Source organism: Flavobacterium fontis (assembly GCF_900129405.1).
Taxonomy (GTDB): Bacteria; Bacteroidota; Bacteroidia; order Flavobacteriales; family Flavobacteriaceae; genus Flavobacterium; species Flavobacterium fontis.
This window is the reverse complement of sequence record NZ_FQVQ01000006.1, coordinates 1-26,237: the sequence shown is the minus strand read 5'-3', so window position 1 is coordinate 26,237 and position 26,237 is coordinate 1. Positions and strand designations below refer to the sequence as shown.

The following is a 26,237-nucleotide window of genomic DNA, read 5'->3' as shown; positions in this document are numbered from 1 at the left end:
GCTTTAATATATTGGGTTCGCTTCTGATTATTTCTTTTTCAAATACTCATCAACTTCTTCAGGAGACATAATCGCCTCTACGAAAGTATAAGCACCTGTTTTGGGAGATTTTACCATTTTAATGGCTTTTGTTAATCTCTTTGAAGCGGTTTGTAACGTTGCTACGGTTTTCTTTGCCATGATTCAAAAGGGTATTTGAAATTTTTAAAACAATAAAAATCTCGTAATTATTTAATTTCTTTGTGTACAGTCATTCGCTTTAAGATCGGGTTGAATTTTTTCAACTCCATACGATCTGGCGTATTTTTTTTGTTCTTTTTCGTGATATAACGAGACGTACCAGGCATCCCTGATTCTTTGTGCTCAGTACATTCTAAGATTACTTGGATTCTATTACCTTTCTTTGCCATTGTCTTTAATATTAAGGATTACCGATTAAATAAAGCCTTTTGCTTTTGCATCTTTCAATACAGCCGCAATGCCTTTTTTGTTGATTGTTTTAATCGTTGATGCAGCTACACGTAAGGTAACCCATCTATCTTCTTCAGCAAGGTAGAAACGTTTTTTAACTAAGTTCACAGAAAACTTGCGTTTCGTTTTGTTCATCGCGTGAGAAACGTTGTTTCCAACCATCGCTCTCTTACCTGTAAGGTCACAAACTCTTGACATTATGCTTTTCTTTTATCGTTATTCAAAATCAGGGTGCAAAGAAACAAAAAAGAAACCTTACACACAAAAAAATATTATAGATTTTTTAAAATTTCTTTTTGCAGCATTTCCAAGGCTTTAACGGTAGCTCGGTCTATTACTTTCTCACGGGGTTGACCAAAATTAAAGCGCTCAACAACAACCTCTTGCGGGGTAGCCAAGGCAATAAATACGGTGCCCACTTCGGCATCCGATTCGCCTTTTTGGGGTCCGGCATTACCGGTTGTCGCCAAAGCATAATCGGATTGCATTTGCGTTTGCACGCCCAAAGCCATCGCTTTTGCCACTTCGGCACTGACTACACTATGGGTGGCATTCAGCTGAGGGTCGACACCCAAAAGTTTTGTTTTTATTTCGGTCGCATAACACACTACACTTCCTTTGAAATAGGCAGAAGCGCCTGAAACGGATGTGAGCAGTTGGGCTATTTTTCCTCCCGTACAACTTTCAGCGGTGGCCAACGTTTGACCGCTTTGTGCTAACAATCGACCCACAACCACTTCTATCGTTTCGTCTTCTTCAAAACCAACCAGAATATCGCTAATCAACGGGGTAACCGCTGCTACTGCTTGAGCTACTACTTCTTCCAATAGTTTTAAATCGGTTCCGCGTGCAGTAAGACGTAAACGTACGCGCCCCGGAGCAGGTAAATAGGCTAATTTTATGTATTCGGGCAATTGATTTTCCCAAGCCTCAATACGCTCTGCGACGACACTTTCGCCCAAACCATAGGTTAGTAAGGTTTTGTGAAGAATATAAGGACGCTGGTATTCGGCGGCTATTTTGGGAATGACTTGTTGTTCCATCAAATGTTTCATCTCATAAGGAACACCGGGCATCGAAATAAATACCGTTTGCTCTTTTTGAATCCACATCCCCGGAGCTGTTCCGACAGCATTGAAAAGTACCTGCGCTTGGGAAGGTACCAACGCTTGGTCTTTATTCAGCTGTGAAGCAGGCCGTTGTAAAACCTTTTCAATGAGCGCAACTACATGCTGTTCAACGTCGGAGTTGCGCACTAAAGTGTCTTCAAAGTAGTCGGCTAAGGTTTTTTTGGTGATATCATCTTTGGTAGGTCCCAAACCTCCGGTCATCACTACAAAATCGACTTGATTCTGATAGGCCGAAAAGGTGTGCAGCAACGCTTCCCGTTGATCACTTATGGAACGCATTTCCACGGTTTGCACCCCAATTCTATCCAAAGCTTTAGCAATAAATGTTGAATTGGTATCGGCGATTTGCCCAATAAGGATCTCATCTCCAATGGTGACAATGGCAGCTTTCATAAGAAAATCAATTTCCGATTAAATTTCGAAATCTTTTTTTATCTCTTTAACCGCTTTTTCAACTTGAACCTGAATACTTTCAAAAGTAGCTTCAATTTCTTTGCGTTTTCCTTCAGCTTTGGTCCAAGCTTCCACTTGTAAAATTTCTTCATGGGCCATAGTCATCCCCAACAAATCGAGTGTGGGTTTGATTTTATGAGCATACGCATAGGCCAATTTGTGGTCTTTGGTTTTGATGCCCAATTCTATTTGTTGCAAGTCTTGTGGAACTTCAGTAACAAACAAGGTGATGATTTGCATGACAAACTCCGGATCATTATCCGATAGTGCATATACTTTTGCTAGGTTGTAATTAATTGCCATTCGTAGATATTCGATTATTTGCCTTTATTTAATGTGTATTCGAAATGCTTTTTTTCCTTCAATAAATCCTTCCAATTTATCATTGGGATGAACTTTGGCGACACCTTCGGGGGTTCCCGTAAATAAGATGTCTCCTTTTTTTAACGTAAAATACTGTGAAACATACGCAATTTGCTCGTCTATTTTCCACAACATCTGCGCTGTATTTCCTTTTTGAACCACGTTTCCGTTGGAATGTAACTCAAAATTAATATTTTCAACCGATTCAAAATCAGATTTCGGATAAAATTCACCAATAACCGCTGAACCGTCAAATGCTTTTGCTTTTTCCCAAGGTAATCCCTTCTTTTTGAGTTGTTCTTGAAGATCGCGGGCTGTAAAATCGATGCCTAATCCAATTTCGTCATAGTATTGATGCGCCATTTTAACATCGATGTATTTTCCGACTTTATTGATTTTGACCAAAACCTCTACTTCATGATGCACATCGTTGGAAAACTCGGGAATCACAAAAGGGTGTTGCTTCAGTAAAATCGAAGAATCCGGTTTTAAAAACACAACCGGGGCCTCAGGACGCTCATTCTGAAGTTCGGCAATGTGTTGCACATAATTTCTTCCGATACAAATGATTTTCATGGTAACAGTTTTAAGCGGTTTTACCCTACCCTAACTTAAAAAGCGATTAGGATTTAGTATTTAACTTACGGAGTTTGATGCCTGTAAGCACCTTTTTGGTGTACAATGGAAAATCAGCTCCTTGAATCCAACCAAAATAACCGGGCTCTTTTTCAAAAACATCTTCCACAAGAGCGCCTTTATGCTTCCCGAAAGTAAAAATCTCGCGACCTTTATCGTCCAATGCAATGAACCCTGCAAAATCAACCGCTTTTTTTCGTGTTGTATACTCTGAAAGTGCTTTAACATCGTTGGGTAAATCGGGATAACGGTCCAATTGCGCTTTGAGAATTTCAAAAGTTGCTTTGGTATCTGCTTCAGCACTGTGGGCATTATCCAAAGTTTGATTACAATAAAAACGATAGGCTGCACTCAAAGTACGTTCCTCTTTTTTATGAAAAATGGTTTGCACATCAACGGCGACGCGATTTTTCATGTCAAAATCCACCTCCGCGCGCAACAACTCCTCGGCCAACAACGGAATATCAAAGCGATCGGAATTGTATCCGGCCAAATCAGAGTCCTTGATCATCGCATGGATTTGAGGGGCCAATTCTTTAAAGGTAGGCTCTTGGGCAACTTTTTCATTGGAAATTCCATGCACAGCCGTTGCTTGTGGGGGAATGGGAATGGTGGGGTTTACCAACCACGTGCGACTTTCTTGGTTCCCGTTGGGATATACCTTAACAATTGAAATTTCAACAATGCGGTCACGCGCCACATCAATTCCGGTTGTTTCTAAATCAAAAAAACAAAGCGGTCGGTTTAATTTTAATTCCATTTTTACAAATCAAGCGGACAAATATACGGGATTGCATGTACCGTTAATCGATATTTCAACATAATTTACCGCATGTTGTATTGGTGCTTTTTTGAAGCACAAGCTATATATATTCAATTTATTACTAGCATTTTATAGCACAAAGAATGATAAAATTTAACAAATAGTACACTTTTAGTGTAAAGCTCCTTTGAAAAAAAGCGATAGTTTTACCTCAACAATAAACACCTTTAAAATGATTTCAACTCCATGCCCAATGAAAGCGATAAATAGAAAAAGGAAGGCGCTGAGACGTAGGATCGTAAAACCTCCTGTGAATTTATAGTAAGGACGGAATTCTTAGATACTCTTTTTTTAATTCGTTAAAATATAGTCCAATTCAACTCCCATAGGGATGCCCTTAAATCAACTCATTTCCTGTAATGGGAATCTGAACATTTCCAGTTGAATTTCGAAAAACTTGAAGGTGTTGATACTAATTTTTTAATCCATAACTAAAGTCCAACTTCGGTTAAATCGTGGCTAACCCCCAACTGTGACCCCGTAATGCTGTTTCCGCGCATTACTTAATGGAAAGGAACCTTTGAAGAAATTAGACGATTTGTTATACTTCAAAGGACAGAACTAACAAATCAAAACCGGTCTTCGGACCTCATTTTTAAGCCATTCAAAATTATGAAAAATCTAATCTTTGGCCTTATCGCCACTCTATTCATCGGAATCCCCTCCCAAGCGCAAAACAAAGAAACATTGACCGAAAAAGCGATTGTGCAATCCATTTCTTTGGTCAGTAAAACGAATACCGACAAGGTAGCCTACCAATTTAAATCCCTAGCCGAATTTGATGAAGGACTGGAAATTATTCTTAAAGAAGGTGCTCTAGTCAACACCGAAACGCAACGTAATGCAGATAAATGCGAAGTCTCTCTTGAAGTTAGTGTTACCATGTCTGTGGGTTTGGCGAGTGTTACCGTTACTGCTTCTGCAACCGTGGGCTGCGCTGAAGTAGCAGCCACAGTTACCCGATTACGAAGAATGCTCATCGCATCCATAACAGGTTAAGACTTAAGGATGTTACAATTTCGTACAATTGGACTCTTTTTCTGGATATTTTGTTTTTCGGGTGCTCAAGCCCAAGCAGATTTACAAACGGTGATTCGGGGAGGCGAATTGTTGTTGAACGGACTAACGATTTTTAAAATCGCTAAAGGAAATTCCAACGCGTCCAAAACAACCCTCGATCAGGTATGCATCAAAAACAAATTAACCGAGAAAATAACGTTCCGAATTACTGGAAAAGGAGAAGATGGTGAGGAAATCAAGAAAGAACTTGTTGTCCAAAACGACGGAAAAGAGTGTTTGTTGGAACTCCCCAAAGGAATTTACACTTATGAGGTAATACTCTCGAATAAAGAGATTTATAAAAAAGGAGAATACCGATTTGAGGAATCTGTGGTGATTACCATCAAACCGAGTGCGTAAGAAAAAACCCGACGTGATGTCGGGTTTTATAGGTTGTATTAAATCGTACGGTTACTATCCCACGCTTCCAAATAATCGGCGACGCGCTTCACAAAGCTTCCGCCCAAAGCACCATCGACCACGCGGTGATCATAACTGTGTGATAAAAACATTTTATGACGGATACCAATGAAGTCGCCCTCTGGCGTTTCGATGACTGCTGGCACTTTTCGGATCGCCCCCAAAGCCAAAATTCCCACTTGAGGTTGATTGATGATTGGCGTCCCAAAAACCGAACCAAACGTTCCTACATTGGTTACAGTATACGTTCCGCCTTGGGTATCATCGGGTTTTAATTTCCCTGCTTTGGCGCGGTTTCCTAAATCATTCACCGCTTTGGCCATACCCACCAAATTCAACTGATCGGCATTTTTAATCACGGGAACAATCAAATTGCCATTGGGTAAGGCCGCAGCCATTCCCAAATTGATATTTTTCTTCTTGATAATGTATTCGCCTTCAACAGATATATTCATCATGGGGAAATCTTTCAACGCTTTGGCCACCGCTTCCATAAATATCGGAGTAAAGGTAAGCTTCTCCCCTTCGCGCTTTTCAAACTCATTTTTCACCTTATCGCGCCATTTCACAATATTGGTCACATCAACCTCAATAAACGACTGCACGTGCGCCGAAGTCTGCACTGATTCGACCATGTACTTTGAAATCAATTTGCGCATACGGTCCATTTCGACAATTTCGTCGGCACCGTTTACTGAAACAGGTACTGCTTGCGTTGCAGGAACGGCCACAGGAGCCGGTGTCGCTACAGGAGCCGAGGTAGTGGCAGGCGCTGCAGGTTGGTTTCCTCTATTTTTGATGTAGTGTAACAAATCTTCTTTGGTGACACGGCCGTCTTTACCCGAGCCGGCAATCGTATCCAATTCGGCTACAGAAATTCCTTCTTCCTTGGCAATATTTTTAACCAAAGGAGAATAAAATTTATCCGAACCTGAAAAATCAGCTGGAGCAGCCATCTCTTTCGCTACTTCCACAGCAGCAGCCACCGCTTCAACCACAGGAGCAGCTGCTACGGCTTGGACAACGGGTTCAGCAACAGCACCACCTTCGGTTTCGATAATGGCAATCGTTTGTCCTACTTTTACGACATCGTTGACTTGAAATAAGATTTCAGAAAGCGTTCCCGAAACTTCACTGGGTACTTCGCTATCCACTTTATCTGTGGCAATTTCCAAAACCGCTTCATCAGCAGCAATGGTATCGCCCACGTTTTTTAACCAATTGGTAATGGTTGCCTCTGCAACACTCTCCCCCATTTTCGGTAATTTCAATTCAAACTTTGCCATATTCGTAGTATATCGTTGTGTTTGCTATTTTGGATTGCAAAAATACTAATTCTTACGTGTCTTTACAGTTCATTGTGTAAAATTTCACAAAAATTCTACCCCACCTACATCGTTTGCGTGATCACTTCCTATCAAACCCTCATAATGGGGCATATAGTTGCGAAAGCTACCGCTTGAACCCTTGAACTGTTGCATAAATGCTATAATTTCCTCAAAGGAGAACGACCGGGTGTCAAAAATGATGCGAACAGCCTTGTACTTCTGCGAGGGAAAATCATGCAACGTATTCAAATAAGTCACAGGGAAAACCGATGGGAGTTGCAACTGGTGTTTGGTAAAAACAACAATCGCTTGAAAAGGAAGCGTGCGCTTCTTTTGTTGCCTACTTTTGAACAACGAAAAAAGAAAACTCCCTCCATACATCATGCCGTCAAAAATAAGGGAACGACGAAAATGCTTTTGGTAAAAAAACTGCATGGCCTCCCGAAAACGCTTCATATACAGGCCATCGCGCACTGTACTCTCGCCTTTGTAGTGAACCACTGTAGTCGCTGCGAAGTAATAATTTGTTCGTCCCGACTTTAAACTCATATAACTCAAATCAATATCATCGGAATACATAAAACAGTTTTCATCAAAGCCGCCCAACTCGAGATACACCTCCCGTGGCATCACCATAAAAGCACCGACCAGAATATCGACCGCTCCCGATTGATTTTCAGTGAGATGCTCGGCATAATACCGTGTAAATCGCGCTGATTTTGGAAACACTTTGTACAAGCCAAAAATCTTGGTAAAAGCCACCCATGGCGTAGGAATGCCGCGTTTGCTTTCGGGTAAAAAATGGCCCGTGCCGTCGATCAACTTGCATCCCAAAATGCCCAAATTTGCTTTCAACTCGGGATGTGTCGCCAAATGCGAAAAAATTTTGGTAAAGGTATCTTCAGCCACCACGGTATCGGGATTTAAAATACAAATGTATTCCCCTTTTGCCGCAGCAACGCCCTGGTTGTTCCCTTTTGGAAAACCGTAATTCTCTGTATTGGCAATCAACTTGACTTCGGGAAAACGTTCTCGAACCATCGCGCAACTGGCATCGGAAGAGGCATTGTCCACCACAATAATTTCGGCCTCCAACGGTGCAATTGCTTTTTGAACACTGTATAAACATTGCTCCAAAAAGTATCTAACGTTGTAATTCAATATAACGACCGAGAGTTGCATGGCACAAAGATAGGAATTGCCTATTATTAATTGACGTGGAAATAAAATTGGTGATTGCCCCTGAATCCGTTACTTTTGTTCGTTGAAATCAGAACTTAAAATTCCCTCAATTTTGAATTATTTATCGGTTGAAAATATCGCCAAATCCTACGGAGAACGCACCCTTTTTGAAAACCTATCGTTTGGCATTAACAAGGACCAAAAAATTGCTTTTGTAGCCAAAAACGGTACAGGAAAAACCTCCTTGCTCAAAATGATTAACGGCGAAGACACCCCCGATACAGGGCAAATCGTAATGCGTAAGGACATCAAAATGGCTTTTTTGGCTCAAGAACCGCAATTGCAACCCGAGCTCACCATCGAGGAAAGCATTTTTGCCAGTGATAATGATACCCTGAAAATTATCGAACAATACGAAAAAGCACTAGAAAATCCCGAGGACGAAGAAGCCTATCAAAAAGCTTTTGAAAACATGGAACGGCATAATGCGTGGGATTTTGAAACGCAATACAAACAGATTTTGTTCAAACTCAAACTCGATGATCTAAAACTCAAAGTGAAAAGTTTGTCGGGAGGTCAAAAAAAGCGCTTAGCCCTCGCGATAATTCTCATCAACCGTCCCGATTTATTGATTTTGGACGAACCCACAAACCACCTCGACCTAGAGATGATTGAATGGTTGGAAAATTATTTCGCTAAAGAAAACATGACCTTGTTTATGGTGACGCACGACCGCTTTTTCTTGGAACGCGTGTGCAATGAAATCATCGAACTCGACAACGGCAAACTCTACCAATACAAAGGAAATTACTCCTATTATTTGCAGAAAAAAGAAGAGCGCATCGCTAGTGAGAATGCTTCAGTTGAAAAAGCAAAAAACCTTTTTGTGAAAGAATTGGATTGGATGCGTCGCCAACCCAAAGCCCGGACGACCAAGTCCAAATCGCGTATCGACGACTTTTATGTCATCAAAGAAAAAGCGCATTCCCGACGGAAAGAACATGTGATAGAACTGGAAATCAATATGGAGCGCATGGGCAGCAAAGTAGTCGAACTGCATAAAGTCTCCAAAAAATTCCAAGATAAAGTCATTCTCGACGGCTTTGATTATACCTTCAATCGGGGCGAACGCATCGGAATTATTGGTAAAAATGGTACGGGAAAATCGACCTTTCTCAATATTCTTACCCAAACATTACAACCCGATGCAGGAAAAGTGGTTATCGGCGACACCATTAAAATTGGCTATTACACCCAAAGTGGCATCAACCCCAAACCCGAGCAAAAGGTCATCGATATCATTAAAGAATACGGCGAATACATTCTGCTGACCAAAGGACGCACCATCTCTGCAGGCGGTTTACTCGAGCGTTTTTTGTTTGATCGCAAAAAGCAACATGATTATGTCGAAAAATTGAGTGGAGGCGAATTGAAGCGCTTGTATTTGTGTACCGTGTTGATTCAGAACCCAAACTTTTTGATTCTCGACGAGCCTACCAACGACTTGGATATTGTGACCTTGAATGTGTTGGAAAATTTCTTGTTGGATTACCCTGGCTGTCTATTGGTCGTTTCCCACGACCGCTATTTCATGGACAAAATTGTCGACCACCTTTTTGTTTTCCGAGGGCAAGGAGAAATTGAAGATTTTCCGGGCAACTATTCTGATTTCCGGGCCTATGAAGACAGTACTGCGCCTGAGAAAGAGGAAAAAACAGACGGTAACACGGCCAAAAACTGGAAAGAAAAGCAGGTCAAACAAGGACTTTCCTTCTACGAACAAAAAGAATTCCAGAAAATAGAACGCGAAATCAAAGACTTGGAATACGAAAAAAAACAAATTGAACAACAGTTCACCGCTGGTACATTAGCCCCCGATGCCATTGAAACCAAGGCTTTGGAATTGCAAAAAATCATCAAATCCTTGGAAGAGAAAGAAGAACGCTGGTTTGAATTGTCGGCGAAGATGGAGTCTTGAGCAGTATGCAGTGATCAGTGATCAGTGGGCAGTCACAGTGGGCAGCCGCAGTTTAAAGTGATCAGTGTACAGTAATTGAAGAAAGCAGTCGAAAACCTATGAACCAAATTTTAGCGTACATCCATTTCTTATGGCACTCCAAAAACGAACATGGAGTCCATTCGCCGTTTGTATTTGATTTGGTGACCCAATGTTTTTACGATAAAAAAAAATACCCGGCGTATGAAAAGCTCGCTAGCTACCGAACCCAACTTTTAGCAAACTCCAACACCATAGAAGTAACCGACTTCGGTGCGGGTTCGCGCGTGTTCACATCCAATACCCGAGCCATTAATGCCATCGCGAAAAACGCAGGAATTTCGCCCAAAAGAGCGCAATTGTTATTTCGACTCGTGCAGTATTTTCAACCCCAATCCATGCTAGAAATTGGCACCTCGCTGGGATTAGCGACTGCAGCCCTGCATTTGGGAAATCCGAAGGCAAAGATTACTACCCTCGAAGGATGTCGCAACACGCATACCGTCGCCCAATCGGAACTGCAAAAATGGCAACCCACCACGCGTTCGATTGAATTCATCACCACCGAATTTTCGGAAGCCTTATCCAACCTTCAAACAACGTCCTCTTTTGACCTCATCTATTTTGATGGCAATCATTCGAAAGCCGCCACTTTAACGTATTTCGAACAATTAGTACCTACTGCCACTAACGATTCCGTGTGGATTTTTGACGATATTCATTGGTCAAAAGACATGGAGGAGGCTTGGGAAAACATCAAAAATCATCCCAACGTTACCGTAAGTCTCGATACCTTTCAATGGGGTCTCGTTTTTTTTCGCAACGAACAACGCTTGGCCAAAGAACATTTTACCCTAAGGGTTTAAATTTTCGTACCGCTGTAACATTTTTACAAAGCAGCTTACTTATAAGAGGACAGGCTTTTTTGCCGCAAGCTGAATTATACCCTTATGGCTGAATCACTCATTAACATCACCGACATCAAACGCGATTTCCAATTGGGAAGTGAAACCATTAATGTACTCAAAGGTATTGACCTCCAAATCAATAAAGGAGAATACGTGGCTTTAATGGGACCTTCGGGATCGGGAAAATCGACTTTGATGAATATCCTAGGCTGTTTAGACACCCCCACTTCAGGCACCTATATTCTCAACGGAAAAGACGTTTCGCAAATGCACGACGACGATTTGGCTGAAGTGCGCAACAAAGAAATCGGTTTTGTTTTTCAAACGTTTAACCTTTTACCCCGAACCACCGCGCTTGATAATGTAGCCTTACCCATGGTCTATGCCGGATACAATAAAACCGATCGCCATGCCCGCGCCAAAGAAGTGTTGACGCAAGTGGGACTCGCCGATCGAATGGACCACCAACCCAACCAACTTTCGGGGGGACAACGCCAACGGGTAGCCGTAGCGCGCGCTTTGGTCAACAAGCCTTCGATCATTTTGGCCGACGAACCTACGGGAAACTTAGACAGTAAAACCTCGGTTGAAATAATGAAGCTGTTTGATGAAATTCATTCCAACGGCAATACCGTGATTTTGGTCACCCACGAAGAAGACATTGCACAATATGCGCACCGTATTATCCGTTTGAGAGACGGCATCATCGAAAGTGATACACCCAACCGATAAGTTGGGTTTTTTTATACCTTTACACATCAAATTTACATCCATGAAAAAATCAATTTTGTTTTTATTCTTTGTCGTCTCCGCGGTTTACCAAACCCAAGCACAACAAACCGACCACCAATGGAAAGAAGCCGAAGCTGCTGGCTATCGCTACAAGTATGTCACCAATGACCCGATGAAAGCGCGGTTTTATACCTTAAAAAATGGGTTGACCGTTATTTTGAGTCCAACGCCCAAAGACCCACGCATTCAAGCCTATGTGGCGGTGAAAGCCGGAAGCAAAACCGACCCCGCAACCAATACAGGACTCGCGCACTATTTGGAACACATGTTGTTTAAAGGCACCGACAAATATGGTAGTTTGGATTGGGCCAAAGAAAAAGTGGAACTCGACAAAATTGATGCGCTCTACGAACAATACAACACCACAAAAGACGAAGCCCAACGCAAAATCATTTACCGAAAAATCGACTCGATTTCAGGCGTTGCCAGTACCTATGCCATTGCCAACGAATACGACAAAATGATGACTGCAATGGGGGCGCAAGGAACCAATGCGTTTACTTCTTTTGAACAAACCGTTTACACCGACGATGTGCCCGCCAGTGCTATCGACAAATACCTTACCGTGCAAGCTGAGCGTTTTCGCAACCCGATTTTGCGCATCTTTCATACCGAATTGGAAGCCGTTTATGAGGAGAAAAACCGCTCGCTAGACAACGACGGACGTAAGGTATTTGAAACCTTATTTGCGACCTTATTTCAAAAACATAATTACGGATTGCAAACTACCATTGGAACCGTAGAGCACTTGAAAAATCCGTCGTTGGTTGAAATTCGCAAGTACTTCAACACCTACTATGTTCCCAACAATATGGGCATTATCCTTTCGGGCGATTTTAATCCCGATACGGTAATTGCCACTATCGACCGTATGTTTGGCTATATGCAATCCAAACCTGTAAAAAAATACACCTTCGCTCCCGAAGATCCGATTGCTGCTCCAGTTGAAAAAGAAATCGTTGGCCCCGACGCCGAGAGTTTGACCATCGGCTTCCGCTTACCTGGCAACAAAGATAAAGATGCTTTGTTGGCAGATTTGGTGGGACAAGTGTTGACCAATGGTCGTGCGGGATTATTGGATTTGAATTTGGTGAAAAAGCAAAAATTGCTGCGTGCCAATGCGTTTACGTATGCCCTTATCGATCATGGAGTGTTATACTTCTCGGCTTCCCCTACCAGCGGCCAATCGCTTGAAGAAGTGAAAGCATTGGTATTGGGTGAAATTGAAAACTTGAAAAAAGGAAATTTTGATGAAGAATTGATTGTTTCCATCATCAACAATATCAAGAAAAGCAAAATCAATGAATCTGAGAGTTATGGCGATCGCGCAAGTGCCTTGATGGATGCTTTTACCTCTGAATTGGATTGGAAAGATCAGGTCGCTTATGTAAACAATCTGTCGAAAATCAAAAAAGCCGACCTCATTGCTTTTGCCAACAAATACTTGGGCAACAATTATGTATGCGTTTTCAAACGTAAAGGAGATGCACCTCAATCGTCGAAAATTGAAAAACCGCAAATCACACCCGTTGCGACCAACCCCGATAAGCAATCGGCTTTTGTGAAAATGGTAAACGACATGCCTGCAACGCCCGCTACGCCTGTATTTTTAAATTTTGACAAAGACATTCAAAAAGCCAAAATAGGCAATGCCGAAGTGTTGTATGTTCCCAACAAAGACAATTCGTTGTTCCGTTTGCGTTACCGTTACAACATCGGGACCCTTAACGACAATACCTTGGGTCTAGCAGCACAATATGTTCAATTCCTCGGAACGAATACACAAACCGCCGAGCAAATCACCAAAGCGTTTTACAAAATCGCCTGTAGTTTTAATGTTTCCACTGGCGAAAATTATACGACCGTAACCATTGAAGGATTGCAAGAAAACTTTGAAGCCGCCGTCAAATTGTATGAAGATGTGATGGCCAATATGCAACCTAATGAAACTGCTTTGCAAGCGATGAAAGCCCGAATTGCCAAGTCGCGTAAAGATGCCAAAGCCAACAAAGGGGCCATTCTACAAGCGTTAACGAGTTATGCCACCTATGGAGCCAACAATAAATTCAACAATACTTACAGCAATGCAACGTTGGAAGCGCTCACGGCAAAACAGCTTATCGATAAAATCAAAAATGTAACCCAATGCGGGCAAACCATTTTGTACTACGGACCTCAACCGCTGAACGTATTGACGGCATCGCTCAAAAAATTACACCCCATTCCTGCGACTACCCTCACGCCTGCTCCGGCTAAAACCTTTGTGCGAACCGAACAAAACAGCAACCAAGTTTTGTTTACCGATTACGACATGGTACAAGCCGAAACCCGTTGGGTGCGTAATTTGGAGCGTTTTGATCCGAATCAAAAAACCATCATTGCGGCCTTCAACAACTATTTTGGAGGCGGTATGAGTTCGCTTGTTTTCCAAACCATTCGCGAGAGTAAAGCACTGGCTTACAGCACCTATGGATATACTGTCGAACCTCAAAAAGCAGAGGATCAGTACCAACTGTTGGCCTACGTTGGCAGTCAGGCGGATAAGTTTGAAGAAGCCGTAGTGGCCATGAATGCCTTGCTAACGACGATGCCCGAATTGAATGACAATTTGGAACTGGCCAAAATGCAAATCAAAAAAGACATTCAAACCGAACGCATCACCCAAGACGGCATTTTGTACACGTATTTGAATGCCAAAGAATTGGGCGTTTCGCAAGACCTGCGCCAACAAGTGTACAACCAAGTGGATCAAATCACCATGAAGGACATCAGAGCCTACCACGATTCGCATTTGGCCCACAAACCCTACACTTATGTGATTTTAGGTTCAGAAAAACGCTTGAGTCCCGAAACCCTTTCCAAACTAGGACAATTTAAAAAACTGAGCTTGGAAGAACTTTTTGGATACTAATCGTTCCTCGATAATTTACAGAAAGCAGTCTAAAAAGGCTGCTTTCTGCGTTATTATCCAAAGGGTTTTTCTATTTTTGAACTCCTAGAGCAAAGCTATATGAAAGTATATACAAAAACCGGTGACGCCGGAACCACTTCCCTCTTTGGCGGCGATCGCGTGCCCAAACACCACATTCGCATTGAAAGCTACGGCACGGTAGACGAACTCAATAGCTACATCGGTTTGTTGCGCGACCAAGCCATCAACCCGTTGTACCAAGCGCTATTGGTCGAAGTGCAAGACCGGTTGTTTACGGTAGGCGCCATATTGGCCACACCCCCCGAGAAAACCGTATTGAAAAACGGCGAAAAACGGTTGCAAAACCTTGGCATCACCGAAGCCGATGTTACCTATTTGGAAACCGAAATGGATAAAATGGATGCCGAACTGCCACCCATGACCCACTTTGTATTGCCAGGCGGTCATCCCACCGTGTCATATTGTCATATTGCCCGCTGCGTGTGCCGTAGAGCCGAGCGTTTGGCGGTGCATTTGAATGACATCGAACCCACAGAACCGTTGGTGATTACCTATTTAAACCGACTTTCTGACTTCCTTTTCGTCTTGGCACGGAAGTTGACCCAAGACTTAAACGCCACGGAAACCCCATGGATTCCGAGGAAGTAAGCTTTTGAGTTGCCATTTTCGCAGAAAAAATGAGCGATTTCTCGAAAGAAAAAACGTTCTTAACTTTAAACTTAAAATAAATCAATTTTTACTTGACTTTCTCAGTTAAAAATTTATTTTTGCAGTAATTTAAAAATCGGAAGAAGATGTATTGGACATTAGAATTAGCATCGTATTTAAGTGATGCCCCGTGGCCTGCTACTAAAGATGAATTAATCGATTTTGCCATCAGAACCGGAGCTCCTTTGGAAGTGGTTGAAAACCTTCAATCCATTGAAGATGAAGGAGAAATCTATGAGTCGATGGAAGAAATTTGGCCGGATTATCCCACAGACGAAGATTATCTGTGGAATGAGGACGAATACTAAAAAATAAACCTATCACAACTGAAAAAAAAGTCTCTTTTGGGGCTTTTTTTTTATGTAAATTTGCACACCCTGTAAGGGCTAATATTAAACTGAATTTCCCATGAGTATCATCAATAGTATACTTAAAATTTTTGTCGGCGATAAATCCGAAAAGGATATCAAAGCCATCCAACCGCTGGTCAACAAAATCAAAGCCTTAGAAGGGTCGCTGACCGGTTTGAGTCACGATGAATTGCGGGCGAAAACCACCGAATTCAAAGCAAAAATCAAAGCTTCTCGCGCTAAATTTGATGCCGATATTGTGCGCTTAAAAGCTGAATCAGAAGCTACGCAAGATATCGATGCCCGCGAAGAATTGTACAACCAAATCGACGCCCTCGAAAAAGAAGCCTACGAAGCCTCTGAAAAAACACTCAACGAAATTCTACCCGAAGCCTTTGCTGTAGTGAAAGAAACGGCTAAACGCTTTAAAGAAAATACGTCTTTACGCGTTACCGCTACCCCTTTAGACCGAGAATTGGCTGCCACCAAAGGATACATCACCCTTGAGGGCGAGGATGCCGTTTGGGCCAACTCGTGGAATGCTGCCGGGAAAGAAATTACTTGGGACATGATCCACTACGATGTGCAGCTTATTGGGGGTATCGTTTTGCACCAAGGGAAAATCTCGGAAATGCAAACGGGAGAAGGAAAAACCTTAGTGGCTACCCTTCCGCTTTACCTAAATGCGCTAACAGGAAACGGAGTGCACCTCGTTACCGTCAACGATTATTTGGCGAAACGCGACAGCACCTGGAAAGCCCCATTGTTTGAATTCCACGGTTTGACAGTGGATTGTATCGATAACCATTCGCCCAATACCGCCGCGCGCCGTAAAGCCTATGAAGCCGATATTACCTATGGTACCAACAACGAATTTGGTTTTGACTACCTCCGCGATAACATGGCCCACTCGCCCGACGACTTGGTACAACGCAAACACAATTATGCGATTGTCGATGAGGTTGACTCGGTATTGATTGACGACGCCCGTACGCCTTTGATCATCTCTGGACCCGTACCCGATGGCGATCGTCATGAGTTTACGGAATTAAAACCCAAAATTGAAAACTTATACAATTTACAACGGCAGTTGGCCAACGGATTCCTCGCCGAAGCCAAACGCTTAATCAAAGAAGGCAACACCAAAGACGGAGGTTTCCAATTGTTACGCGCCTACCGTTCGTTACCCAAAAACAAAGCGTTGATCAAATTTTTGAGCGAAGAAGGGGTAAAACAACTGTTGCAAAAAACCGAAAATCAATACATGCAAGACAACAACCGCGACATGCACAAAGTGGATGAAGCCTTGTATTTTGTGATTGATGAAAAAAATAACCAGGTAGAATTGACCGACAACGGTATCAAATACCTTTCGCAAGATACCGCCGACGACTTTTTCGTTTTGCCCGATATCGGTACTGAAATTGCCGCCATCGAGAAAATGAACTTGGACAAAGATCAAGAAGCAGAAGCCCGCGAACGTTTGTTCCAAGATTTTGGGGTGAAAAGCGAACGGATTCACACCCTTACGCAATTGCTCAAAGCCTATACCTTGTTTGAAAAAGACGTGGAATACGTTATCATGGACAACAAGATTTTGATTGTCGATGAGCAAACCGGGCGTATCATGGACGGTCGTCGTTACTCCGATGGGTTACACCAAGCCATCGAAGCCAAAGAAAATGTAACCATCGAAGCCGCCACCCAAACCTTTGCCACCATCACGCTGCAAAACTATTTCCGTATGTACAACAAGTTGGCGGGGATGACGGGTACAGCAGTGACCGAAGCTGGGGAATTCTGGGAAATTTACAAGTTGGATGTGGTTGAAATTCCAACCAACCGCGGCATCTCCCGTATCGATAAAGACGATTTGATTTACCGCTCGGTACGTGAAAAATACAATGCCATTATCGAAGATGTGGTGCAAATCTCCCAAGCAGGTCGCCCGGTATTGATTGGTACGACTTCGGTGGAAATCTCAGAATTGTTGAGTCGTATGTTGAAAATTCGCAATATACCGCACAACGTATTGAACGCGAAATTGCATAAAAAAGAAGCCGACATCGTTGCGGAAGCTGGGAAAGCCGGTGTGGTAACCATTGCCACCAACATGGCCGGTCGTGGTACCGACATCAAGCTCACGCCCGAAGTGAAAGCCGCAGGAGGATTGGCCATCATTGGTACCGAACGTCACGATTCCCGTCGTGTGGACCGTCAGTTGCGCGGTCGTTCAGGACGTCAAGGAGATCCAGGAAGTTCGCAGTTTTATGTTTCGCTTGAAGATAACTTAATGCGTTTGTTTGGTTCTGAGCGTGTGGCCAAAATCATGGACCGCATGGGCTTGAAAGAGGGCGAAGTAATTCAGCACTCGATGATGACCAAGTCGATTGAACGCGCACAGAAAAAAGTTGAAGAAAATAACTTTGGGGTTCGTAAACGTTTGTTGGAATACGATGACGTGATGAATGCCCAACGGGAAGTGGTGTACAAACGCCGTCGTCATGCCTTGCATGGAGAGCGTTTGAAACTCGATATTGTCAACATGTTGTATGACACCTGCGAAAACATCGTAGGCGAGAACAAAGCCGTCAATGATTTCAAAAACTTTGAGTTTGAAGTCATCCGTTATTTCTCGATCACCTCTCCAATTACGGCGAGTGAGTTTGAGAAAGGCAATCCGATGGAAATTACAGGCCGTCTCTACAAAGCGGCTTACCAATACTACAACGAGAAATGCGAACGCTCGGCGCGGGAAGCGTTTCCGATTATCGCCAACGTGTATGAGAATCCGGGCAACCAATTTGAACGCATCATCGTGCCGTTTACCGATGGCATCAAATCGTTGAATGTGGTGACCGACTTGAAGAAAGCCTATGAAACCCAAGGCGCGCAGTTGATTGCTGATTTTGAAAAAAATATCACGCTGGCCATTGTGGACGAGGCTTGGAAAAAGCACTTACGCAAAATGGACGAGTTGAAAACTTCGGTACAGTTGGCTGTTCACGAGCAAAAAGATCCGTTGTTGATCTACAAACTCGAAGCCTACAACTTGTTCAAAAACATGTTGAATGCCGTGAATAAAGAAGTAATTTCGTTCTTGTTTAAAGGTGATTTGCCCCAACAACAGGCGGCACAAAACATACACGAAGCGCGTCAAGAAACTCGCCCACGGGAACAGTACACTGAATCGCGCAATGAAAACGAGGTGGCTGAGTCCAATCAAGCGGCACAAGAAATGCCACAACGCACCGAAACTATTGTGCGGGAAACGCCCAAAATCAATCGCAACGATACCGTGACGATTAAACATATTTTGAGTGGCAAAACCGAATCGATGAAGTACAAAAAAGCCGAGTCGATGTTGGCCACGGGCGAATGGGTTTTGGTGCAAGAATAAAACCCAAACGCTGCTAAAAAAACCTCCCTGAGTCGTATGATTCGGGGATTTTTTTTGGGGAAAACGCACCACAGCTCCTCACCGATTTGCTATATTTGTGGCACTAAAACCGCACCTATGCAACATCTTATTGACCGCTTTATCAGCTACGTCACCATCGATACCGAGTCGGATGCCCATTCGCCGACCACACCCAGTACCGCCAAACAATTGGACTTGGCCAACTTACTGGTACACGAATTACAAGCCATCGGACTCACCGAAGTCACCATCGACGAAAAAGGCTATGTGATGGGAACCCTTCCTTCCAATGTGGACCATGAGGTCCCTACTATTGGGTTTGTGTCGCATTACGATACCTCGCCCGATTTTACCGGAAAAGGCGTTTCGCCACAAATTGTGCGCAATTACGACGGCGGCGACATCGTGCTCAATGCTGAAAAGAATATTGTGCTCTCGCCTTCGTATTTTGAGGATTTGTTGTTGTACAAAGGGCAAACCTTGATTACCACCAACGGACTCACCTTATTGGGTGCCGACGACAAAGCGGGGTTAACCGAAATCGTCTCGGCGATGGAATACTTGGTGCAACACCCCGAAATCAAACACGGGAAAATTCGCGTGGGCTTTACGCCGGATGAAGAGATTGGCCGTGGAGCTGACTTTTTTGATGTAGAACAATTTGGCGCACAATGGGCCTATACCATGGACGGGAGTCAGTTGGGCGAATTGGAGTACGAGAACTTCAATGCGGCGGGCGCGAAAATTACCTTCAAAGGAAAAAGCGTACACCCGGGTTATGCCAAGGGGAAAATGATTAACTCGATGTTGATTGCCAACGATTTTATCAATGCCTTACCGAAACACGAAATTCCGCAGGAGACCGAAGGGTATGAAGGCTTTTTCCATGTGACGGGCTTGAACGGCAGTTTGGAAGAAACCCATTTGGAACTCATTATCCGCGACCACGACCGGGCGAAGTTTGAAGCCCGAAAGGCCTTGGTGCTCCAGATTTCGGCCGACATTAACGCGCGTTTTGCGGCACAGTTTGGCGAGGACATTTGTATCGCCGAGGTAAAAGACCAGTACTACAACATGCGGGAGAAAGTCGAGCCGATGTACTTTATTGTGGACTTGGCGGAACAGGCGATGCGCGAATTGGGGATCGAACCCTTGATCAAACCCATACGGGGCGGCACGGACGGATCGCGTTTGTCGTACATGGGACTCCCCTGCCCCAATATTTTTGCAGGCGGCCATAACTTTCATGGCAAATACGAATACGTACCCGTTGAAAGCATGCAAAAAGCGGTAGACGTGATTGTAAAGATTGCGGAGTTGACGGCCACGACGAAATTCCAGTAAGAATACCTTTACCTTTAAGACACTAGGAGCCTTCGGGCTCCTTTTTTTTGGCTATACCGCTAATTATCAAACCCTTGCAAACCCTTGCGTTTTCTACCCCTCAGGAAAAATACCGGAAAAAGAGGGGGAAAATACTTTGGAAAACAGGTAAAAACCCTGAGGGCGGGTCGCATAGTATTTTTAATTTAGGTTGAATAGAGATTTGAAGTACTAAGCAAGACGTTAGCATATATTTTAAAAAACAGAACAACCAAAAACAAAGAAATATGAAACCAACATTACTACTACTTTTTGTTTTCACTTTTTTGACAACAACTTTTGCACAGAATAGGTCTAATTTTTATCATAAAATAAAAAAGGAAGACATTGATAGCGGCTACTTAAAACTCATTTATAGAGATAAAAGTGGAGCATCGAAAGATATTTCAGTTTGTGGCAAATATCTAAAAGGTATTATTACACTCGACAAAGGAGTTCCCGTGATAGACTTTTGGTCAATTACAGACGACAAATATTCTAGTCAGGCTAATTGCATATCAAACAACACTGAACTTGGACGGTTTGAAATTGATTTGACTCCAAGAAACAAAGTAGGCGACCCAACTAATTACATTGTTGTTCCATTTCGTGCTTGGACTTGGGGAGTTGGTGCGACACCATTTCGATATAGACCAAAAACTGAAGCATCCTTTTCAACCATCTCAACAAGTTTAGGCGTGACAATTAACTATGGAAGAACATTCGGCTGGTCAACAATTAGTCCAAGGGCAATAAATAATTTTTCTATTACAGTTGGACCGTTTATTGGTTTGTCATCAGTAGACTTGAAAAAAAGTACAGTAAAAAGCCCAACAACTTGGACAACAGACAGAACGAATGCAGCATTTACTTATGGTATAAACTCAATTTTTGCTAGAAACAATTTTGGATTAGTTCTGTCGCTTGGGTTTGACAATAATTTTGGTGAGAATTCAAAAGAGTGGAGTTACCAAAATAGACCATGGTTTGGAATCGGGATAAATACAAGCCTTGGAATATTCTAAAAAACAGCAGCTAACAGCGGTTTGGCGTAATGGCGGGTTTAGTGTTAAAATTAAAGCAAGTGCTTCATAGTCCCCCGCTCCCCCCAAAAAAATAAATTCAACAAAGTCAATCCTTTCGCGTGGTCTTTAATCCCCTTACAACAGTAAGAATAATTTCACAAATAAGCAAAACGGCGCCCCCCAGCGCCGTTTTTATAGCTACTTGCTGTACCACCACTCCCTGCGGAACCCCTTGAATTTCAAGCCCTCCGGAAAAACACCCCCAACGCTGGGGAAAAATACCTCAAAAAACAGGGAAAAACCCTAAGTGCAGGGAGTGAGGATTTTTTTATTTTGGGGGGATGAGAGAGGAGTTGAAGTACTTAGTAATACGTTAACTGCAATTTTAATACACGACCACAATTATGATTGAAAATACTACTGAAATTAAATATCAATTCTTTTCATTAAAGTTTACACCTTTGAAAGGAGTTCGTCTCAACAGTAAAGATATAACGTTCAACATTATTACTTATATCTCTAATAAGTTGATGAAAGAAAATCAAGGACATTTGATTGACAGACATGAATCTAGACAAGGCAGTCAGCGAGAAATCTTTATGAATAGAGCTGTAATTATGCATATGGAAAAAAGAATCCGCTGTTCATTAGCGTTGCTTAGAAATGGAAAAGTGCCATTAATAAAGCCGAAGGAAGAGTACAAGTTAATCCCTATATCAGACACAATTAAAGGTAGTATTGCAGAGGAAACACATTTCTTTATAGATTACAGCAAAAACTCTGTTATAATTTGTTGTGAATATAATCATCATGGACCAAGAATTTCGGACATAGAATACTATTTTAGAAACGTTGCTCATAAAGTTTTAAAAGAGAGCAAGGCAACGGAAGTTAGCGCATATCTTGATGCTCCGATTGATGAAACATTAGCTAAACTAAAAAATGTTCTAAATATCGATATAAAAATTGCTCCTCAAGATTTGAATAAACTCACCCAAGATGTCCATAATAAGTATTTCTCTGGAATGAGAAATTTAAGTAATATTTTAAATCCGAAATTTTTAAGAATTGAGGCATATTTTCAATCACCAGGTGGCAGTTTACAAAGTAAAGCGCTAAATACTAGTGCCAATAATATGATTAAAGACTTATTAACTAGAATCAAAGGAAACAAATTAGATATTGATGCATTTAAATCATTTATGTTCAAATATGAAGATATTGATGGTAATGATGAACTCTTCAACCTTTTAAGCGGTAAAAGAGAAATAGTTCTTGATGTTGATGTTAAGCAGATAAAAGCTGCGAGAGAGTGGTATAATTTGATAAAACCTGAATTTGATAATTTTATTGAAAATTTATGATCTTAGATGTATACTTTAGAAAACCACTATTTTGGGATTACATAATTGCCTCTATAAGTTCTGTAACTATAATAATTTTGTACAGCAAAAATAAAATTTCAATTCCTGATGTTCAAGATTCATATAGCCTTACTGGTGATTTAACAAATATTACATTAACCTTAGCCGGATTTATATTGACAATATTAACCGTCCTTATAACATTCAAAGACAACTCTAAAGAAACAATCGAAGATGAAAACGAACCAACATTTAATAAATTTTTCAATACAGATTTTTATTATGAAACTGTTAAACATCTAAAGAATTGTATTAAGTCAATCATTATAATTGCTGCGCTTGGTTTTTTTTTAAAATTGTTTTTATTGGGTGGTTATAGAAAATACTTTTTCTTTTATAATATGTTTGGACTAATTATAACTATACTAACTATATGGAGATGTCTATTAATTCTTAGTAAAGTCCTGAAACTTCAAAAGCCTAATTAAAACTGCAGTTAAAAGCGGTTTCGCGCTATTGCTGGTTTTTCTTGAATTGAACTTCTTTCATTAAAAAAAATTCATTAAAGTAAAAAAAGTACCAACATAGTTGACTCCTAGTAACAGAAAAGCGTTGTAACACAAGTGAAAATTTTAAAAAATTATCTTAAAAATATAATTTGAATGGATTCTAAGAAAGTAATTAATGAAACCCGATTAGCTAGCTTTTTTCTTATAATATTAGTTGCATTTGGTGTAATATTAATTTTATCACAACTTCTATTTTATGATAACAAACCACAAAATTTTGGTGTTATTGGAGATGCAATTGGCGGTATATTAGGACCTATAATTGGAATAGTCGGTGCTCTTTTAACTTTCTTAGCATTTTACATTCAAAAAATTGCTAATGATGAAATTAAAAATCAATTCAAAGAACAGAAAGTTAGTCAGCATAAAGACTTTTTATTTGCAAATTATAAAACTAGAATAATGCTCCTTATAAATGAAATTAATTCTTTCAATATATCTTTTCACGGCGGTAGCTTAATTTCTGATATTAGTTTACTAACAGATAAAAGTTCTAAAAAATATAATTTCATAGGAATTCAGGCAATCAATCTTTATTTAATCGAATACTTTAAAAAAAAAGAAGAAAATAATTCATCAGGAAAAAAAGAGTTTAGAGTTGAAGACTCATATCATGCAATAATTCAAAATATTTTTAGTATTATAACTTCCTATCACAATCTTCATATAGATATTGAGAATTCTGATTTAGATAATGTTTCAAAAGCTGAATTAAATACTCTTCTTAAATATACATACTTTTCAAAGTTTAACTATTTTCTGGAATATCTAAATAAGAAAAATACATCTCAAGTAATTAATGAACAAATCAAATATTTATTGAATCTTTACAGAAATGATCAAATGGAAATAGTTGATAGCAACCATACCTCCCTCCCGCTCCCCCCTGAATAAACCCGCTCTGCGAAGTCTCCTGACTTCGTAGCTCTAAAACTACCTGATAATTAGTATTTGTTACCACGCGAAAGGATTCGCGCGGTAGCGGCGTTACCAGCAAGCTTCTTTCGAATTAACCTTAAAACGAAATATAAATGAATGTAGAAAGATTACATAGAGTTATTTTTGATTTTCAAAATGACTTACAGAAAACAAACTTACTTGGAAATCTTCAAGCCGTTAGAGAAAATTTACAAAACATAGTAAATCAACCAAATCAGCCAGCTTATCAAACCAACCTTGTGGCAAGTATAGAAGAATTAAACAAAGCTCTTCATACTTCTAAATACAATTCGTACACTCCAATGTTCAAAGAAACTATTGCAGAAATAACTAATGAAATGAATTTTGGTGAGGAATTAAAAAGTGAAATAGATAGTATTTTTGCATCTAATATAATTACACCAGCTAAAGCATTAGAAGACATAGATAAAATAGTTAACGAAATTATTAAAATTCAAACAGGAATTACAAATACAATCGGCGGTCTTGAATCTCTAAATATTGAAAAAGAAGAACTTGAGCCTGGAACGTGTGAGTTAGGTTATACTATTCCTAGAAAATACATAGATAACAAGTTAGTCGAATTAAAAAATGAAATTTCTGAACTGAATTTTATTTTAAATATGTTTACTGAAGCTGTCACAGGAAAAACTGAAGATCATAAAGTTAAAACCATTTCGTCTAGCGAGTTTCTTCTATATGTAATACTTGGTTTGCAAGTTGCGGATGCAGTATCAAAAGCAACAGAAAGAATATTAAATCATTACAAGCAAATTTTAGAAATTAAAGTGTTAAGAAATCAACTCGCAGAAAAAGGTGTTCCTGCCAAAGAAACTGCTTCTGTTGAAAAGTATGCTAACGGTTTAATGGAAACAGAAATTAAAAAAATTGCAAAAGAAATAATAGATGAACATTATAATGAAGAAAAAGGTAGAAAAAATGAAATTGAAAATGGATTGAATATTGCCTTAAATAAATTAGCGAATAGAATTGACAACGGTTTTAGCGTTGAAATACGTGTAGAACCATTGCCTAAACCGAAAACAGAAGATAAAGATGAACAATACGAGAGTAATGTAGAACTAATTAAATCAATTCAAAAATCCGCAAATAACATAGATTACATTGAAGCGAAAGGAAAAGCAATATTGCAATTACCCGAAAGTGTAGAAAAAAATTAACCCCGATCGCGCGGATTTACAATCCGTGCGCAACATACCAGCTATGCCCCGCTACCCGATCGCGCGGATTTACTTCGTCTGTTCGGCTAAAGCCTCGGGTGCAATCCGTGCGCTCCCCCGAAATAAAATTCCCTTAACTCAATCCCTTCCCGTGACATAAAAACAAAAAAACCGGCATCCCCGGTTTTTTTTATGTCTTTTTGAGTAGGGATTCGAGGTAGTGAACTTTCGCCTGAAGCAGTTCGATTTCGTGGTTTTTGAGGTGGAGGGTGTTGCGGAGTTCTTTTTCGGCTTGGGTGGTGTAGGGAATTTGGAGTTGTTCGCCCAGGGCCATAAAAAAGTTAAATTTCAAAACGCGGCTAAACCGCCACAGGATCGCGACTTGTATCGAGTGTTGCCGAAAGTAGCGGCTAATCGTGGTTTGGTTGACGTTTAAGGCCCGTTGGATGAAGGCTTTTTTGATGCCGAGGGTTTTTACGTGTTGGTTTAAGCGTTGGCCTACGTGTGGGACATCGTCGTCTTGGAGGGTCTGGTATTTTTTGATCGATTTTGGCATAGAAGCAAGGTTTTAATTGAATAACAATTCGGCTTTCACGGAAAGGAACGCCCTTTCTATCGTTTACTACGCATCATGCGTAGTGAGAGTACGCTTTTTGCGTAGTGCGACTACGCATCTTGCGTGGTATTACTACGCTTTTTACGTAGTGTGAGTACGCATCTTGCGTAGTAGGACTACGCTTTTTGAGTAGTAGGACTACGCATCATGCGTAGTGTGACTACGCTTTTTACGTAGTAATAGTACGCATTTTGAGTAGTGTCACTACG

25 protein-coding genes are annotated in these 26,237 nt (G+C 41.1%); 15 read left to right on the top strand and 10 right to left on the bottom strand.

Annotation, left to right across the window (positions count from 1 at the left end; genetic code table 11):
- Positions 1-27: 27 nt before the first annotated feature.
- From BUC17_RS06530 to BUC17_RS06500, 7 genes are all read right to left on the bottom strand, one after another.
- Positions 28-180 (bottom strand): DUF4295 domain-containing protein, encoded by a 153-nt coding sequence (locus tag BUC17_RS06530; RefSeq protein WP_073362763.1) that lies wholly within the window; start codon positions 178-180, stop codon positions 28-30.
- Between the two features lie 47 nt (positions 181-227).
- Positions 228-410 carry a 50S ribosomal protein L33 gene (rpmG, locus tag BUC17_RS06525; RefSeq protein ID WP_073362761.1) on the bottom strand — a complete coding sequence of 61 codons (183 nt, stop codon included), beginning with the start codon at positions 408-410 and terminating at the stop codon, positions 228-230.
- A 25-nt stretch (positions 411-435) separates the two neighbouring features.
- Entirely contained in the window at positions 436-669 is a 234-nt protein-coding gene (gene rpmB, locus BUC17_RS06520; protein ID WP_073362759.1) for a 50S ribosomal protein L28, read from the bottom strand.
- Between the two features lie 74 nt (positions 670-743).
- On the bottom strand, positions 744-1,994 hold the full coding sequence (locus BUC17_RS06515; protein ID WP_073362758.1) for a CinA family nicotinamide mononucleotide deamidase-related protein: 1,251 nt from the start codon (positions 1,992-1,994) through the stop codon (positions 744-746).
- 18 nt (positions 1,995-2,012) lie between these two features.
- Positions 2,013-2,357, bottom strand: a complete 345-nt coding sequence (locus BUC17_RS06510) for an Hpt domain-containing protein (RefSeq protein ID WP_073362756.1) — start codon at positions 2,355-2,357, stop codon at positions 2,013-2,015.
- 24 nt (positions 2,358-2,381) lie between these two features.
- The gene (locus tag BUC17_RS06505) at positions 2,382-2,993 is read right to left on the bottom strand and encodes a fumarylacetoacetate hydrolase family protein (RefSeq protein ID WP_073362754.1); all 612 of its coding nucleotides are present in this window, start codon (positions 2,991-2,993) and stop codon (positions 2,382-2,384) included.
- 46 nt (positions 2,994-3,039) lie between these two features.
- Positions 3,040-3,813 (bottom strand): 3'-5' exonuclease, encoded by a 774-nt coding sequence (locus BUC17_RS06500; RefSeq protein ID WP_073362753.1) that lies wholly within the window; start codon positions 3,811-3,813, stop codon positions 3,040-3,042.
- 675 nt (positions 3,814-4,488) lie between these two features.
- On the opposite strand from BUC17_RS06500, the gene BUC17_RS06495 reads away from it, so the two are divergent.
- Positions 4,489-4,875: a hypothetical protein gene (locus BUC17_RS06495; RefSeq protein WP_073362751.1), complete on the top strand. Its 387-nt coding sequence runs from the start codon at positions 4,489-4,491 to the stop codon at positions 4,873-4,875.
- A 9-nt stretch (positions 4,876-4,884) separates the two neighbouring features.
- A complete protein-coding gene (locus BUC17_RS06490; RefSeq protein ID WP_073362750.1) occupies positions 4,885-5,295 on the top strand; it encodes a hypothetical protein in 411 nt (136 codons plus the stop codon).
- Positions 5,296-5,333: 38 nt separating this feature from the next.
- Here BUC17_RS06490 and BUC17_RS06485 read toward each other — a convergent pair whose 3' ends face one another.
- Positions 5,334-6,641, bottom strand: coding sequence for a dihydrolipoamide acetyltransferase family protein (locus BUC17_RS06485; RefSeq protein WP_073362748.1), 1,308 nt, complete (start codon positions 6,639-6,641; stop codon positions 5,334-5,336).
- An 84-nt stretch (positions 6,642-6,725) separates the two neighbouring features.
- Positions 6,726-7,865 carry a glycosyltransferase family 2 protein gene (locus BUC17_RS06480; RefSeq protein WP_073362746.1) on the bottom strand — a complete coding sequence of 380 codons (1,140 nt, stop codon included), beginning with the start codon at positions 7,863-7,865 and terminating at the stop codon, positions 6,726-6,728.
- Positions 7,866-7,977: 112 nt separating this feature from the next.
- Between BUC17_RS06480 and BUC17_RS06475 the strand changes: the two genes are divergently transcribed.
- The 13 genes from BUC17_RS06475 to BUC17_RS06415 all read left to right on the top strand — a co-directional run bounded on the left by BUC17_RS06475 (position 7,978) and on the right by BUC17_RS06415 (position 25,412).
- Positions 7,978-9,843, top strand: coding sequence for an ABC-F family ATP-binding cassette domain-containing protein (locus tag BUC17_RS06475; protein ID WP_073362928.1), 1,866 nt, complete (start codon positions 7,978-7,980; stop codon positions 9,841-9,843).
- Between the two features lie 98 nt (positions 9,844-9,941).
- Positions 9,942-10,727 carry an O-methyltransferase gene (locus tag BUC17_RS06470; RefSeq protein WP_073362744.1) on the top strand — a complete coding sequence of 262 codons (786 nt, stop codon included), beginning with the start codon at positions 9,942-9,944 and terminating at the stop codon, positions 10,725-10,727.
- An 84-nt stretch (positions 10,728-10,811) separates the two neighbouring features.
- Positions 10,812-11,501 (top strand): ABC transporter ATP-binding protein, encoded by a 690-nt coding sequence (locus BUC17_RS06465; RefSeq protein ID WP_073362743.1) that lies wholly within the window; start codon positions 10,812-10,814, stop codon positions 11,499-11,501.
- Positions 11,502-11,541: 40 nt separating this feature from the next.
- Positions 11,542-14,472, top strand: coding sequence for a M16 family metallopeptidase (locus tag BUC17_RS06460; protein ID WP_073362741.1), 2,931 nt, complete (start codon positions 11,542-11,544; stop codon positions 14,470-14,472).
- A gap of 99 nt (positions 14,473-14,571) precedes the next feature.
- Positions 14,572-15,141, top strand: a complete 570-nt coding sequence (locus BUC17_RS06455) for a cob(I)yrinic acid a,c-diamide adenosyltransferase (RefSeq protein ID WP_073362739.1) — start codon at positions 14,572-14,574, stop codon at positions 15,139-15,141.
- Between the two features lie 146 nt (positions 15,142-15,287).
- Entirely contained in the window at positions 15,288-15,509 is a 222-nt protein-coding gene (locus tag BUC17_RS06450) for a DUF2795 domain-containing protein (RefSeq protein ID WP_073362738.1), read from the top strand.
- Between the two features lie 100 nt (positions 15,510-15,609).
- The gene (secA, locus tag BUC17_RS06445) at positions 15,610-18,951 is read left to right on the top strand and encodes a preprotein translocase subunit SecA (protein ID WP_073362736.1); all 3,342 of its coding nucleotides are present in this window, start codon (positions 15,610-15,612) and stop codon (positions 18,949-18,951) included.
- Between the two features lie 117 nt (positions 18,952-19,068).
- A complete protein-coding gene (gene pepT, locus BUC17_RS06440; RefSeq protein ID WP_073362735.1) occupies positions 19,069-20,316 on the top strand; it encodes a peptidase T in 1,248 nt (415 codons plus the stop codon).
- A 266-nt stretch (positions 20,317-20,582) separates the two neighbouring features.
- A complete protein-coding gene (locus BUC17_RS06435) occupies positions 20,583-21,359 on the top strand; it encodes a hypothetical protein (protein ID WP_073362733.1) in 777 nt (258 codons plus the stop codon).
- Between the two features lie 404 nt (positions 21,360-21,763).
- Positions 21,764-22,723, top strand: coding sequence for a hypothetical protein (locus BUC17_RS06430; protein ID WP_073362732.1), 960 nt, complete (start codon positions 21,764-21,766; stop codon positions 22,721-22,723).
- Complete coding sequence (locus BUC17_RS06425) at positions 22,720-23,211, top strand: hypothetical protein (RefSeq protein ID WP_073362730.1); 492 nt, start codon at positions 22,720-22,722, stop codon at positions 23,209-23,211. Before BUC17_RS06430 ends, BUC17_RS06425 begins: the two co-directional genes overlap by 4 nt.
- Positions 23,212-23,385: 174 nt before the next feature.
- Positions 23,386-24,186 carry a hypothetical protein gene (locus tag BUC17_RS06420; RefSeq protein WP_073362728.1) on the top strand — a complete coding sequence of 267 codons (801 nt, stop codon included), beginning with the start codon at positions 23,386-23,388 and terminating at the stop codon, positions 24,184-24,186.
- Positions 24,187-24,323: 137 nt separating this feature from the next.
- Positions 24,324-25,412, top strand: a complete 1,089-nt coding sequence (locus tag BUC17_RS06415) for a hypothetical protein (RefSeq protein WP_073362727.1) — start codon at positions 24,324-24,326, stop codon at positions 25,410-25,412.
- Positions 25,413-25,602: 190 nt separating this feature from the next.
- Here the strand turns inward: BUC17_RS06415 and BUC17_RS06410 are convergent, their stop codons facing one another.
- Complete coding sequence (locus BUC17_RS06410) at positions 25,603-25,968, bottom strand: hypothetical protein (protein ID WP_073362725.1); 366 nt, start codon at positions 25,966-25,968, stop codon at positions 25,603-25,605.
- Between the last annotated feature and the right edge of the window lie 269 nt (positions 25,969-26,237).

Excerpts from the sequence above, each read along its gene's own strand:
- BUC17_RS06530 (WP_073362763.1), bottom strand. The coding sequence starts at position 180 with ATGGCAAAGAAAACCGTAGCAACGTTACAAACCGCTTCAAAGAGATTA.
- rpmG (WP_073362761.1), bottom strand. The coding sequence starts at position 410 with ATGGCAAAGAAAGGTAATAGAATCCAAGTAATCTTAGAATGTACTGAG.
- rpmB (WP_073362759.1), bottom strand. The coding sequence starts at position 669 with ATGTCAAGAGTTTGTGACCTTACAGGTAAGAGAGCGATGGTTGGAAAC.
- BUC17_RS06515 (WP_073362758.1), bottom strand. The coding sequence starts at position 1,994 with ATGAAAGCTGCCATTGTCACCATTGGAGATGAGATCCTTATTGGGCAA.
- BUC17_RS06510 (WP_073362756.1), bottom strand. The coding sequence starts at position 2,357 with ATGGCAATTAATTACAACCTAGCAAAAGTATATGCACTATCGGATAAT.
- BUC17_RS06505 (WP_073362754.1), bottom strand. The coding sequence starts at position 2,993 with ATGAAAATCATTTGTATCGGAAGAAATTATGTGCAACACATTGCCGAA.
- BUC17_RS06500 (WP_073362753.1), bottom strand. The coding sequence starts at position 3,813 with ATGGAATTAAAATTAAACCGACCGCTTTGTTTTTTTGATTTAGAAACA.
- BUC17_RS06495 (WP_073362751.1), top strand. The coding sequence starts at position 4,489 with ATGAAAAATCTAATCTTTGGCCTTATCGCCACTCTATTCATCGGAATC.
- BUC17_RS06490 (WP_073362750.1), top strand. The coding sequence starts at position 4,885 with ATGTTACAATTTCGTACAATTGGACTCTTTTTCTGGATATTTTGTTTT.
- BUC17_RS06485 (WP_073362748.1), bottom strand. The coding sequence starts at position 6,641 with ATGGCAAAGTTTGAATTGAAATTACCGAAAATGGGGGAGAGTGTTGCA.
- BUC17_RS06480 (WP_073362746.1), bottom strand. The coding sequence starts at position 7,865 with ATGCAACTCTCGGTCGTTATATTGAATTACAACGTTAGATACTTTTTG.
- BUC17_RS06470 (WP_073362744.1), top strand. The coding sequence starts at position 9,942 with ATGAACCAAATTTTAGCGTACATCCATTTCTTATGGCACTCCAAAAAC.
- BUC17_RS06465 (WP_073362743.1), top strand. The coding sequence starts at position 10,812 with ATGGCTGAATCACTCATTAACATCACCGACATCAAACGCGATTTCCAA.
- BUC17_RS06460 (WP_073362741.1), top strand. The coding sequence starts at position 11,542 with ATGAAAAAATCAATTTTGTTTTTATTCTTTGTCGTCTCCGCGGTTTAC.
- BUC17_RS06455 (WP_073362739.1), top strand. The coding sequence starts at position 14,572 with ATGAAAGTATATACAAAAACCGGTGACGCCGGAACCACTTCCCTCTTT.
- BUC17_RS06450 (WP_073362738.1), top strand. The coding sequence starts at position 15,288 with ATGTATTGGACATTAGAATTAGCATCGTATTTAAGTGATGCCCCGTGG.
- secA (WP_073362736.1), top strand. The coding sequence starts at position 15,610 with ATGAGTATCATCAATAGTATACTTAAAATTTTTGTCGGCGATAAATCC.
- pepT (WP_073362735.1), top strand. The coding sequence starts at position 19,069 with ATGCAACATCTTATTGACCGCTTTATCAGCTACGTCACCATCGATACC.
- BUC17_RS06435 (WP_073362733.1), top strand. The coding sequence starts at position 20,583 with ATGAAACCAACATTACTACTACTTTTTGTTTTCACTTTTTTGACAACA.
- BUC17_RS06430 (WP_073362732.1), top strand. The coding sequence starts at position 21,764 with ATGATTGAAAATACTACTGAAATTAAATATCAATTCTTTTCATTAAAG.
- BUC17_RS06425 (WP_073362730.1), top strand. The coding sequence starts at position 22,720 with ATGATCTTAGATGTATACTTTAGAAAACCACTATTTTGGGATTACATA.
- BUC17_RS06420 (WP_073362728.1), top strand. The coding sequence starts at position 23,386 with ATGGATTCTAAGAAAGTAATTAATGAAACCCGATTAGCTAGCTTTTTT.
- BUC17_RS06415 (WP_073362727.1), top strand. The coding sequence starts at position 24,324 with ATGAATGTAGAAAGATTACATAGAGTTATTTTTGATTTTCAAAATGAC.
- BUC17_RS06410 (WP_073362725.1), bottom strand. The coding sequence starts at position 25,968 with ATGCCAAAATCGATCAAAAAATACCAGACCCTCCAAGACGACGATGTC.